14 protein-coding genes are annotated in these 11988 nt (G+C 37.8%); 3 read left to right on the top strand and 11 right to left on the bottom strand.

Annotated features, from left to right (window positions below):
- A partial coding sequence (dinB, locus tag M901_RS01585) for a DNA polymerase IV (RefSeq protein ID WP_021276398.1) occupies positions 1-1002 on the bottom strand: 1002 nt, incomplete at its 3' end.
- Entirely contained in the window at positions 995-1708 is a 714-nt protein-coding gene (gene lexA / locus M901_RS01580; RefSeq protein ID WP_081653294.1) for a transcriptional repressor LexA, read from the bottom strand. The genes dinB and lexA, both read right to left, overlap by 8 nt.
- A gap of 154 nt (positions 1709-1862) precedes the next feature.
- On the opposite strand from lexA, the gene M901_RS01575 reads away from it, so the two are divergent.
- On the top strand, positions 1863-2555 hold the full coding sequence (locus tag M901_RS01575; RefSeq protein WP_157679758.1) for a hypothetical protein: 693 nt from the start codon (positions 1863-1865) through the stop codon (positions 2553-2555).
- A gap of 70 nt (positions 2556-2625) precedes the next feature.
- On the opposite strand, the gene M901_RS01570 is transcribed toward M901_RS01575, so the two are convergent.
- The gene (locus M901_RS01570) at positions 2626-3486 is read right to left on the bottom strand and encodes a hypothetical protein (RefSeq protein ID WP_021276400.1); all 861 of its coding nucleotides are present in this window, start codon (positions 3484-3486) and stop codon (positions 2626-2628) included.
- A 101-nt stretch (positions 3487-3587) separates the two neighbouring features.
- A complete protein-coding gene (locus M901_RS01565) occupies positions 3588-4751 on the bottom strand; it encodes a hypothetical protein (RefSeq protein ID WP_034719494.1) in 1164 nt (387 codons plus the stop codon).
- Positions 4752-4910: 159 nt separating this feature from the next.
- Here M901_RS01565 and M901_RS01560 point away from each other — a divergent pair, with 159 nt between their 5' ends.
- Together M901_RS01560 and M901_RS01555 are read left to right on the top strand one after the other, a co-directional pair.
- Entirely contained in the window at positions 4911-5927 is a 1017-nt protein-coding gene (locus M901_RS01560; RefSeq protein WP_021276396.1) for an MBL fold metallo-hydrolase, read from the top strand.
- A gap of 112 nt (positions 5928-6039) precedes the next feature.
- Positions 6040-6468, top strand: a complete 429-nt coding sequence (locus M901_RS01555; RefSeq protein WP_021276401.1) for a DNA starvation/stationary phase protection protein — start codon at positions 6040-6042, stop codon at positions 6466-6468.
- 28 nt (positions 6469-6496) lie between these two features.
- Here M901_RS01555 and M901_RS01550 read toward each other — a convergent pair whose 3' ends face one another.
- From M901_RS01550 to M901_RS01520, 7 genes are all read right to left on the bottom strand, one after another.
- Entirely contained in the window at positions 6497-6682 is a 186-nt protein-coding gene (locus M901_RS01550) for a hypothetical protein (RefSeq protein WP_021276397.1), read from the bottom strand.
- A 130-nt stretch (positions 6683-6812) separates the two neighbouring features.
- Complete coding sequence (locus M901_RS01545; RefSeq protein ID WP_021276404.1) at positions 6813-7067, bottom strand: hypothetical protein; 255 nt, start codon at positions 7065-7067, stop codon at positions 6813-6815.
- Between the two features lie 41 nt (positions 7068-7108).
- Positions 7109-8101 carry a hypothetical protein gene (locus tag M901_RS01540; RefSeq protein ID WP_021276406.1) on the bottom strand — a complete coding sequence of 331 codons (993 nt, stop codon included), beginning with the start codon at positions 8099-8101 and terminating at the stop codon, positions 7109-7111.
- Positions 8102-8119: 18 nt separating this feature from the next.
- Positions 8120-9025 carry a 1,4-dihydroxy-2-naphthoate polyprenyltransferase gene (locus M901_RS01535; protein ID WP_021276407.1) on the bottom strand — a complete coding sequence of 302 codons (906 nt, stop codon included), beginning with the start codon at positions 9023-9025 and terminating at the stop codon, positions 8120-8122.
- Positions 9022-9930: a thiamine pyrophosphate-binding protein gene (locus M901_RS01530; RefSeq protein ID WP_021276395.1), complete on the bottom strand. Its 909-nt coding sequence runs from the start codon at positions 9928-9930 to the stop codon at positions 9022-9024. Before M901_RS01530 ends, M901_RS01535 begins: the two co-directional genes overlap by 4 nt.
- A gap of 111 nt (positions 9931-10041) precedes the next feature.
- Positions 10042-10737, bottom strand: coding sequence for a thiamine pyrophosphate-binding protein (locus M901_RS01525; protein WP_021276405.1), 696 nt, complete (start codon positions 10735-10737; stop codon positions 10042-10044).
- A 1-nt stretch (position 10738) separates the two neighbouring features.
- A partial coding sequence (locus M901_RS01520) for an isochorismate synthase MenF (protein WP_021276402.1) occupies positions 10739-11988 on the bottom strand: 1250 nt, incomplete at its 5' end.

Raw genomic sequence — 11988 nt, 5'->3', positions numbered from 1 at the left:
AAGCTCTCTTCTTTCTTTTATACTATCAGAGACATCTGCGCTGATCATAACTTCTTTGGTGTGGGTTTGAAAATCACTAAAGCGTATCTTGATTGAGATATGCGAGATCTCTCTATTCTTTAAATGAAACTCATCCATATGTTTGAGTCGTTCTTGATATTTCAGGATGAGAATCTGATATTCTTGTTCAAATCTTTCAAGGTCTGAAAAAGCCTCGTAGAAAGTTCTCTCTATACCGAAACTCTTTCTTTGACGTCTCTGTTTTACTCGACTATTGCTAATCCCGTGACAGGCCTCATAGAGATCTAAAGCACTTCTTTTACCAAAAATTGAAATAAGATCAAAGAGGTCTCTTTTTAAGACATCGCCACACTTAATGAGCCCATAGCGCTCCATCTTCATGGCACTAACTTTACCAATACCTGGGATTTTCTTAAGCGGCAGATCTTTTATAAACTCAAGTCTTTGCTCTGGAGTAATTACGAAGAGTCCGTTTGGCTTTTTCCAGTCACTTGCTATTTTGGCCAGCATCTTATTAAAAGAGACTCCTGCACTTGCGGTAAGCCCTGTGACTTCATAGATTTCTTTTTGAATGGCCTTAGCAATCATTGAGGCCGATCCATTAAAGTGAGATGAATTTGTCACATCCAAGTAGGCCTCATCAAGTGATAAGGGTTCTACCAAGTCAGTGTACTTGTAAAAGATCTGCCGAATTTGAGCTGATATTTTTTCGTATTTTCTAAAATTAGGGGGAATAAGTTTTAAGTTAGGGCATAGCTTAAAGGCCTTAAAAGTCGGCATGGCCGCCCTAACTCCAAACTCTCTGGCCTTATAGTTACTCGTGCACAGAACACCTTTGGTCTTAGAAGGCCCACCAATTGCGATAGGATGATTCTTTAAAGAGGGATTATCCCTCATTTCTACAGCGGCGTAGAAACAGTCCATATCAATGTGAATGATTTTAAACTCCTTCTGGTGAAAGAGTCCGAGATCTTTACTCATAGCTTCTAAGCAGTCCTACGACAATTCCAGCAATCCTAAAGTCTTGTTCTGGTCCAATGATAAATGGTTTCAATCTTTCATTTGCTGGATGGAGTTCAATACTCTGTGATTTCTTAAAGAACTTTTTCACTGTGGCCTCTTCATCGACAACAGCAATGACTGTCTGGCCTTGATTTGCATTGGCCTGCTGCCTACAGACAAGAATGTCACCATCGTGGATGCCATCTTCGATCATAGAATCACCACAAACATTAAGAGCATAATACTTTCCAGGTTTTCCCATCATATGCGTTGGAACAAATGTTGTTTCACTTGGATTCTCTAGGGCCTCAATAGGGTTTCCTGCTGCCACATCTCCTAAAAGTGGAATTTCTTCAAATTGTTGAGCACTCATAGGTGGGGCCGAGGGCTGGGAAGGTATTGGGATTTGGTTTTCAACTTCTTCAATAACTCGAATCCCTCGTCTTGCATTCCAATCCATTTCGATCAGTTCAGCCTCAATGAGATACTTCATATAGCGATTGACGGAACCAAAGGATTTGAGACCGAAGTGCTCTTTAATTTCCTTTTGAGTCGGTGCAAAGCTATTTTCTGCAAGATAATTTCTAATATAGTCGTAAACTTCTTTCTGTTTCTTTGTAAGTGCCATAACTCTATTGTGTGCGTAAGTGTAGCGTAAGTCAAGCGTAAGTTGCGTAAGTTTCATGTAATTATTACAGGCTTTTCACAACTGAAACTAATAGATTTATAAAAATGTATAAATCTTTCTAACATATGGAAATGACAGGAATTTTTAATTGACGGATAAGGCCGCTGAAAACTATTGTGAGGCCACAGATAAACAATCACAGGGAGACCCTATGTTAAAGTTCTTAATTGCATCACTATTAACAGCTAATTTTGCACTTGCCGCTAATAAGCAAGTTATTGAATTAGACTTTGATAGAGACGCAGATCCACACTTCGAAATTTCAAGAGTTGAAATTGTCGAGCACGAAGAAGTTAAGGCCAACTACGTAGTTGAAAAAGCAGGTATTAAAGATGTTGTTATGATCGTTGATTCGATTATTGCTATCGGAAAGAAAATCTGGCCAATCATTGAAGCGGGTAAACCGGTTGTTGACGTCAATATGGGACGTGGAATCTCAGTCATTCCTTTCAAGGGACAAGATCAAATTGATGCTGTTTTCTTCGATATGGAAAGATGGTCAGCGCCAAAGGCCAAGTCATATACTGTGACTTATAAGAATGGTCTTAGAGCTGCTGTTATTTCATTCACATATACTGTTATGTTTCAGTATGGTGGACAGTATGAAGGAAAAGGAAAGTACCTCGCAGGTATTAATGTCGTTGCTCAAGATGTTGAAGTTGCATGGGGATTCAAATTCAATGCTTCATCTGAATTAATGCAAATTTCTAACCACGGAACGAAAGAAGATCGTGTTGCAGGTGCCACATTTAAAATCAAGTATACTGCAGAATCTTTTCTTAAAAAGATCAAAAATGAGACATCATTCCACGTTATGGGGAATGGGCAGTTAATCAAGTATTAATTAAAAAAATAGAGACGTTATGAGAGAGGGAAGTCAGAGGACTTCCCTTTTTTTATTTGAACTGCTGGGTCTATTCTTGATTTTTTTGAAAATTAATTTGAAGAACAAAATACAGAAAAATATTAACTGTCGCTAGAAACATAAGCGTGAGAACAATGGCAAGTGAGTACATTGATTTCGGCTTAAAATTAACAAGATGACGTATACTAATAATTCTCCAAGGCTCACCTAAGATATTCATCGAATAGTCATTATAAATCTTTGCATCACTTCGCGATGTTCGAGAGCGTAGTTGCTGAAGCTTTAAAATCTTGAAGTTCGTCAATTCGGCATAACGAAATTTATCATAGACATTATTGGTATTTTCAATCTTCATGAGGCGCCATTCTGGCTTGTTTGAACTAAAGATGATGCCATCAGGGTTGATTAGGAGAATAGAATCGTCGTGACTTGCTAGATACTGATCAATTTCTTCGAAATTTCTTTTTAAAACTAGAACACTTGTAATGCGATCATTCTTATAAATAGGGGAAGAGAAGTAGATTCCTCTTTTCTTTGTTGTGACTCCAATAGCAGTGTAGACAAAGTTGTCTCCCATGATGGCATTTTTAAAGTAGGGTCTAAACCCATAATTCTTTCCTGTGATATCTGGTTCACGAGGGTTTCTTACCATATGAGTGACGGTTCCACTTCTATCAAGTAGGTAGACTATATCTGCGTTGGTGACATCTTTTATGATATTAAGCTTATTTGAAACGTCTTTTGTGAAATCCATTTCTAACTTAGTTAGAAGCGAGGAAACAGTTTTTCCTTCGTTGTAGAAATAGTCCTTACGAATTTGAGTCGCTAGAAAGTGAATATCTTTTGTGTGTTGTTCTTTGGCCTTTTCTAAGAAGGCGCTATTGATCCATTGGTACGTAACTATTGACACCAAAATAATGGTGAGATTAGCAATCACGTAATAGGTAATATTGTTGCTCTTTCTTTGTGGCATATAATGATCTCTTTCATACTATTTTAGCATGAAAGTGATCACTGTCTTGAATAAATTTTTCCTGCCGATTGACGTTTTATATCAAGTTCTATGTCACCATTTTCATGTAACTTTAAAAATTTATGGATAATTGTAGGATCATCTGTCATCAGTGGTGTGTTGAGACACTTAACCAAGTCTTCTTGATTAATTCTATTGACGTCATAAGAAGATTCTTCCCCATTTAGTGTCATCGTTATTGTATCCTCGGCCAGTCTCTTGGCCCTTGAGAAATTCGATTTTTCTTCAATCAACTCAATCGGTGATTCTTTTTTTATAAAACATCTTGTTCCATCTAAGAGTTCAATTTCTCTCGTCTGGATATACTTATTTGTGAGTCCTTTTTTAAATGTAATTTCATACTCAAGGCCATCAACTTGTGTTTTAAAGATTTGATTGGCATTTTCATTAAGAAATCTTTCAGTCCTATCAATGGCCTCATTCTTATAAATGGCAAGTTCATATTCTTCAAAATCTATTTCAGATGTATCGACATCATTTTCAAAGTTCTTCGTGAAGAGCTGCTTCGAAATTATCGAGTCGTGGCTTCCTACAATTGTCACCTTTTGATTACTGCTCAGAAAGGGAGAGAGCCATGGTGACTCTGTATTAGGAGCAATTCTTCCTTCCACTTTTGCCTCGAGTTTTCCATACTCGTAAATACCACTATAGACAAAGACTGCTTCGTTATTTTCTAATTCTATATTTTGCTCGCACTCGCGCTTACAACCCTCTTTATTTTCATCTTGGAGTCGAGAGACTACTGAGCGCTCTTGTTTTAAACTCTTCTTTATTAACTTCTTACTGATTGAGATTTCTTCTTTACAGATATCATCTGATTTCTCATCTAGGTCAGTGAAGCCCTTCACTGTTTCAACAAAAATATCATCGCCTTCAACTCTCACCACAGTTTTAGTTGTTCTAATCTTTTGAAAATTACAATCAATATTGAGTTTTTGATAACGAGTGAGTCTTGTGGCCTGAATTTCATCAGAAATAAGCTGTTGTCCTACTTGAGGAGTTGAGCTTGCAAAGAGAGTGTCAAAGTTTGTGGCAGAGTTATCAGGGATAACACGGTTGCTCTGCTCGCTACAAGAGGCCAGCAAGACTGTCATAGCAATTAGGTGGCAAGCTTTCATAGAGTTCTTAAACTTTTTGCTCATTCTTATTTCCTGTAGAGTTCAAAATTGACATCTTTTTATTAAGACTTTCTTCTAACTATATAGAAATTCGAGCACGCTTTGTGAAGTTATGAAATATTTATGGGGGCCGTCTCAATTTTAGACATTTTCAAATAGGGGAATTTAGGGGAGAATTCTCTCATGAAAAACTTATCTATGTTATTGATATTCTTGAGTTTGACCCTCGGCTGTTCTGGTACCCAGCACAAGGGCCCTGTAAGTGATCATTTTGATGGTCAGAGATTCTACAACCCATGGGGTGTTAATGTTGATAAGGGTCTTTTTGAGCTCTTAAAATGGCGATTTACAGGAGAGCGTAAGCAGTGGCCACAATGGGTGAAGATTGATCAACAGACTGTTCCTAGCAAGAGAGTTGAAAAAGGTGAGATTTCGGTAACTTTCATAAATCATGCAACTGTCTTATTACAAATTGATGGTAAGAACCTTCTCTTTGATCCTGTCTGGTCTCAAAGAGTTTCTCCTTTTACATGGATTGGCCCAAAGCGAGTGAAAAAGCCAGGTATCAAAATAGAGGATATGCCTCCTATTGATATGATACTTATCAGTCATAATCATTATGATCATATGGATCTAAAAACGTTACAATACTTCATGAAAAGAGATAATCCGAAGTTGGTTGTCGGTCTAGGAAGTCAGACCTATCTTGATGAGATTGCGAAGGCCGATGAGCTTGATTGGTATCAATCGATCAATCTCGATGGGCTAAAGATCACTTTCACTCCTTGTCAGCATTGGTCTAAGCGAGGTCTATTTGATCGCAATAAGAGCCTTTGGGGGGCATTTGTTGTTGAAGGCTCCAAGAAGGTTTACTTTGGTGGCGACTCTGGCTATGGCCCACATTTTAAAGAGGCCTATAAGAAGTTTGGTGCCTTTGACTTGGCCTTCTTACCAATCGGTGCCTATGAGCCTCGATGGTTTATGAAGCAGCAACATATTAATCCGCAAGAGGCCATTCAGGCCCATGTGGATTTAAAGTCTAAGCAGTCAATTGGAATTCACTTTGGAACCTTTCAGTTAACAGATGAAGGAATTGATGAGCCAGAAAATGATCTTTTAAAACAGATGGAAATTATGGGCCTAGGTAAAAACGAATTCATCGTGCCTAAGAATGGTCAAAGTTTCAAAATTATGCATTAATAACAATAGTTTAGCGTGTGATAAACCTAAACTATCGGCCTATAGAAAAAGAATCATTTTCTCTATAAGAGTTTTAGTCGATAATGATTATAGAAATTAAACGGAGGCGAATATGAGTACAAATCAATTATTAAGATTACTACAAGCGGATGCACAAGTTTTCTATTTCAAGTTACACAATCTTCACTGGAATGTAACAGGAATGATGTTTGCACCACTACATGAGAAGACAGAACTTCTCTACAATGATTTTGCAGTGACTTTTGATGATCTTGCAGAAAGACAATTACAACTCCATTCAACACCAGTTGTAACTTTAAAAGACTCTCTTGAGATTAGTCGTATTCAAGAAACAAATGAAACGAAGTTTACAGCACAACAAGTTGTGAATACTCTGATTGATGATCTAAACCATTTTCATAAAGAGTTTAGAAAGCTTTCGGAGGTATCTGAAGGTGATTCAACAACTCAGGCCTATGCCGATGATAAAGTGGCATGGCTTGAAAAAGAATTATGGATGCTAAGAGCAATGAATTCATAAAAAAGAAGGCCTCATGTTGAGGCCTTTCTTATTTCTTGTGGCACATTTGTTGTGCTTCTCTGTAATCCGTATGATCAGGATTTTCAAACTCACTTTTTAAATAAGTTTTCTGACAAGGGTCGCTGGCAATACCACGTGTTCCAGAAAAACTTGAACATGAAGTTATGGCCAAGGCCACGAGTGCAAGTGTCATGCATTTTACAATATTCGACATCATTCCCCCTTAAGTTTATATGGTAACTTCTTATCGGATTGAGATGTTGGATTATTGAAATTTAGTGGTTGTTTCGCTTGGATTTCGAGAGGTTAAGAGGCACCGACAGGGCCGGTGCCAAAAGGCAAAATTATGATTTCTTTGCGTCTTTTTTTGCACAACAAGACTTGGCCTTTTTCTGGCTCCTGTCACATTGCTTCTTTGCATGGTCTTTCTTGCATCCTTTCTTTGTGCAATCTTTCATCTTGGCACAGTCTTTACCAGCTCTTTTACACTGTTTTGCACAGTCAGCATGTTTGCTGTGACAATCTTTCTTTGCTCCAAAGTGTCCACATGAAGTGAAGGCAAGCATCGTTGCAACTGCTAGAATTCTAGTCATTTTCATTTGATCTCCTCATTAAGAATTTCCATTCACTAATAAATTTATTATAGCTGAAAATGCATGAGGGAAAAGCCCTGAAGAAAATCACCCTTTCTCTTAAATAGGTTTTGTTTTGTTTTGAGATGCTCCATGGTTCCTAGTCCATGATAACCTTCTGTAAAAGCGCCAAGTAAGACGAGAGTGTTGAAACTTTGTGGAGCTTCAAAAGAACTACTAATCACAAGATTAAAATTATTGATAAGATGATTTTTCTTGGCAGCAAAGATTCCAGAAAGAGAGAGAACTAAACTCGGTTTTATTATGAGTGTCGTCGTTTCAGGCGGGAAGTTTTTCTCTTTCATACATTCTTCGAAGCTCTCATCGATTGCTAATGCAAATTTATCTTTAAGCTTGAACTTTTCCCATTCACCAAGACTTGCAAATGGTTCCTCAATATACTCAATCTTAGATTGATCAACTTGACCAAGAAGTTCCTCTAGCTGTGAAGGATGGCACATTCTATTTCCATCGAGTCGTAGTGTTTTTCCTTGGGCGATGAGTGAGTGGATTAGTTCTCTTTCTTCCTCAATATTATTTTCACGGCCAATTTTTACTTTAACTACAGAGCTTAGCTCATTAGGGTTTACCAAAAAGTTAGTCTCGTTAGAATGAGTTAAAAGAGAGTTTATCTTGGCCTCGCTCTTTAAATTGGTGAGCGGAGTCTTTTTTTTGTGAGATTCCAAATAAGTTAAGAGAAGTTGCTCGATGGCAAAGACCATATTTATTGCTGGGTTTTCCAGTGGAATCTTCTGATTGAAAAAGGGTTTGGTGAAATCAATTTCTTCTTCTTTGAGTTGAAAACTAAAGTTATCTAATCCTTCTAGAGAATCATTGGGATAGAAGAGCTCAAGAGAGGGGATCTCTCCTGTAAATTTCTCATCTCCAATAATAGCATCAAATTGAAATGATCGACTTCTATTAAGAAGAAAATCTCCCACCTGAAAGGGGGTTTTCAGATCAATAGTGATTTCTCTAAAATTTGATAGGGATACTTTCATCTTAGATATCTCTTTCTCTTAGAATGAGAGCGATATAAGCATCACTGAATAGGTAAAACAAAAGAGAAAGAGAAATTTCCCCGTCGTTGCCAAGTGATTATTAAAATTTGGACCAATTGGCTCCTTTGCTAGAGCATTCCAAGTTTTAAAGAAGAAATAACTTATAAATGTCGCTACCATGATACGAGGATTCTCTTGAAAGCTTGAGACATGAACAATCGGGATAAAGGTCGCCAATAGAACAAAGAGGATGGGAAGGATCCTCGCTCCCTTAGGCCCGGCCAAGATTGCTAGGGTTCTCTTTTTGGTCTTAATATCTGTTTCTCTATCTCTTAAATTATTTATGGCCATAATGGCCGCTGATATAAATCCCGGAGCAAGTCCTACTAAGAGAACCGTTTGTAAGTGAGATTGGATATCTAAAACTTGGATATAATATGTTCCCCAAACTGCTACTGGTCCAAAGAAAACTAAGGCCAGCACTTCTCCCATGGCAAAATAAGAAAGAGGCAGAGGTCCTCCAGTATAAGCATAGGCAAAGAGAATCGAAAGAAGTCCAATTACGATGATTGGGGTTTTGGCCACATACATGAGATAGATTCCAAGAAGGAGAGAAAGCATCAAAGTGGCCATGAAGGCTTTTTTTACATGAGAAGAACTAAGCGCACCTGTCCCTGTCATTCGCTGTGGTCCTAGGCGGTCTTCACCATCAATTCCACGTATTCCATCATAGTAATCATTGACCAGATTTGTGCTGACTTGCAAAAGAAGTGCACAGAGTAGTGTCAAAGTTGCAGTTAGAAAATTAATTTGTGATTCTAATCTATAGGCAAGGGCCAGCCCAAGTAGAACAGGTCCTGCTGATGCCGGAAGAGTCTTTGGTCTAGCGGCCAGAAGTAGTGATTTTATTAGGGAGTTATTCATAGTTTTACGGTCTTAAGCTTTTGATAGACTTCAATATTTTTTTGAGTATCAATAATAACCTCAATCAGGTTGATCCCATCTTGAGTATTGGCCTCTTTAAATTGAGTTAGGAAGTCATGCTTATTAAAGCACTTATTATATTTAATATAAGGAAAACCTTTGAGGATTTCTTCAAAGTTATCTTCGTGTGGTGTACTTAAAAGTGGGAGGAAGTCTCTTTCCTTCGCAATTGGAAGTAGCTCGAATATTCCGCCACCATAATTATTTACGATCACAAGAGTCATATTCATTTCTTGGTGATCTTTAAGCATGTACAGAGAATTGAGGTCATGCTTAAAAGAAACATCTCCAAGCACTAGAACTTTTCCTTTCTCACTTGTGTCGGCCATCCCACACAGGGTTGCCATGAAGCCTTCTATCCCACTAACACCACGATTTGAAAATGTCGTAATAGGGAAGTTCTTATTCGGGTGAATATAACTATCAAAAGATCTGATGGCCGTTGAGTTTCCAATTAAAAGCTCTGTTTCATGTTCAATATTTTCGATTATATTCTTTGAGATAAAAGGAAATGATAATTCACTGTCTTCAATAATATCTCGCTTTTTCTGTGTGAAATCATTCCAAGAAATCGGAGAGTTTGATTCCAACTCAAGCTCAGACAAGTCCTTGAGAAATGAAACAGGATCACAGACAATTTTAACATTATTTGAAAAACCGGGATCATGATTGGTATCGACATTAGTGACATGAATAATCTGGATATCTGGATTCATCTCTTGGTAGCGATAGTAGTGCTTGCTGACTAGTCGTCCACCAATATGAATGATCAAGTCTGGTTTGTTCTCAGTATATGAATCAAATACTTCTGGATGATCAAATGTTGGATTGAGCTTGTCTTCCAAAGAGAAATTAAACTTAATACCACTTGTGATATCGATATACTTTGGCAGACTTTATTTTTTTGAGAGCTTCAATATATTCAGACTTCTCATTTTCTCTTTCTAGTTTTCCAACTACCAGAAGAGGTCTCTTTGAATCCTTAATAAGATCAGTGAGTCCATCATCTCTTTTATAGTTGAGAAATTGCATTGAGATATTCTTGGCCCTTTGATTTTCAAATGATTTAAGTGCACTTCTAGAAAGCTTTTATTGAGCTCCACTAAAGTTGCATCAAGTGGTTCTCGTAGCGGTATATTAATATGCACTGGTCTTGAATGCATAATGGCCTTTCCGACTGCACTTGAGATGAGGGCCCTTAATCTTGATGGTGCCAAAGTTTGAGATGGAGCATCGAGATTCAATGTGTGACAGCAGAAGTCTTTAAGGATTCCCGTCTGATCAATTGTTTGATTTGCATCTATCTTTACAAGCTCTATTGGCCTATCCGCAGTGAGGACAATCATCGGAAGTCCTGATCTATAGGCCTCAATAACAGAAGGTAGAAAATTTGCGACCGCAGTTCCTGAAGTACAAGTTAGGGCCGGAATATTACTTGGGTATTTTGAATTTCCCAGAGCTCTAAAACTGAGGGCCCTTTCATCGACAAAACTAAATGTCTTTGTCTTATCGTGATGATAAGCGGCCGCTAAAATAGGAGCATTTCTCATTCCTGGAGCACAGTAGTAATCAGAGACACCATTCTTTGCCAGCTCATCAACAATGAGTGAGGCCCAAAGACGTGAAAGATTCTGATACTGTGGAAATGACATTCTACTCACCACCTAGAATATTGTGGAAGTTCTTCATTTTATTCTTTGTCTCAATCCACTCATTCTTTGGAAGAGAGTCGGCAACAATTCCACATCCACCGAAGATATGAAGTTTATCTCCATGAGCAAGAGCGCATCGAATGGCCACGGCAAATTCACTGCTAGCTTTTGAAAAATACCCAATTGGAGCAGCATAGAAACCACGTTTATATGGTTCTAGTTTCTTGATTAAACTAAGAGCACTCTCTTTTGGCTTTCCTCCAACCGCTGGTGTTGGGTGAAATGTCTTAATAAGGTCAAAAGATTTGACTTCATCACGAAGTTTTCCTTCAAGAGTTGTATGGATATGCTGAACAAATTTTTGTTTAAGGATTCCCTCTGACTTATCAATCTTGATTTCATCTACAAGAGTTTCCATCTTATTAGAAATATAATCTGTGACAAATCGATGCTCATTCATCTCTTTCTTGTCATTCAAGAGCTCTTCTTCAAGTAGTAGATCTTTGGCCTGGTTGCTTCCTCTGGCCCTTGTTCCAGCAAGAGAGTCAAGCTTAAGCACGCCATCCTTAACTTTGAAAAGTGTTTCCGGAGTGAATGACATAAAGGTTTGCATGTGCGAGAACTTGAAATAGACACAGTAACTTTGTTGATTCAAACTCTCATACATATCTCTAAAGACATCTGCTGTGCAAATATGCCTCTTGTAAGAGATGATCTCCTTTCTTGAGAGAACGATTTTATCGATATCTCTATTTTGAATGGCCGCTAGAGACTTTTTAACTATATTGTCCCATTCCATGAAGTTTGGAGATTCACTTCTTCCAATTTGAAAGTTATTATGTTCATTAAAGCAAAATGCTGTCGGATCAAGTGTAATGGCCAGCGAATGAAGGTATTCTTTCTTCTTAAGCTCATCCGTTTCAAAATCTTCAGGAAAGATAACTTTAACTGAGACTTTGAGATCATTCTTCTCAATAAGAACTTGTGGTATGAAGAAGTGACAGTCATCAATTCCATGCCATTCAATTGAGCAATCTTCTTGTTGAAACTTTTGCGCCCCAACAACTTTTAAAAAGTCATTTTCTTTTACAACTTGATCGATTTCGTCAAACTGATAGAGACTTGTAAAGTTCTTCCAAGACCCTAGTGCAAGAAACTCTGTATCCTGGTCCTTATTCTTAAAATAGTACTTAGGAATAGGATGAAAGTGGCTAAGTAGTCCTGCAATATTTAAGATATTAGAGTCAAATT

Source organism: Bacteriovorax sp. DB6_IX, from assembly GCF_000447775.1.
Lineage (GTDB): Bacteria > Bdellovibrionota > Bacteriovoracia > Bacteriovoracales > Bacteriovoracaceae > Halobacteriovorax_A.
The sequence above is the reverse complement of the archived record's forward strand: the minus strand, read 5'-3'. Positions and strand labels throughout refer to the sequence as shown.

Excerpts from the sequence above, each read along its gene's own strand:
- lexA (WP_081653294.1), bottom strand. The coding sequence starts at position 1,708 with ATGAAACTTACGCAACTTACGCTTGACTTACGCTACACTTACGCACAC.
- M901_RS01575 (WP_157679758.1), top strand. The coding sequence starts at position 1,863 with ATGTTAAAGTTCTTAATTGCATCACTATTAACAGCTAATTTTGCACTT.
- M901_RS01565 (WP_034719494.1), bottom strand. The coding sequence starts at position 4,751 with ATGAGCAAAAAGTTTAAGAACTCTATGAAAGCTTGCCACCTAATTGCT.
- M901_RS01560 (WP_021276396.1), top strand. The coding sequence starts at position 4,911 with ATGAAAAACTTATCTATGTTATTGATATTCTTGAGTTTGACCCTCGGC.
- M901_RS01555 (WP_021276401.1), top strand. The coding sequence starts at position 6,040 with ATGAGTACAAATCAATTATTAAGATTACTACAAGCGGATGCACAAGTT.
- M901_RS01550 (WP_021276397.1), bottom strand. The coding sequence starts at position 6,682 with ATGTCGAATATTGTAAAATGCATGACACTTGCACTCGTGGCCTTGGCC.
- M901_RS01545 (WP_021276404.1), bottom strand. The coding sequence starts at position 7,067 with ATGAAAATGACTAGAATTCTAGCAGTTGCAACGATGCTTGCCTTCACT.
- M901_RS01540 (WP_021276406.1), bottom strand. The coding sequence starts at position 8,101 with ATGAAAGTATCCCTATCAAATTTTAGAGAAATCACTATTGATCTGAAA.
- M901_RS01535 (WP_021276407.1), bottom strand. The coding sequence starts at position 9,025 with ATGAATAACTCCCTAATAAAATCACTACTTCTGGCCGCTAGACCAAAG.
- M901_RS01525 (WP_021276405.1), bottom strand. The coding sequence starts at position 10,737 with ATGTCATTTCCACAGTATCAGAATCTTTCACGTCTTTGGGCCTCACTC.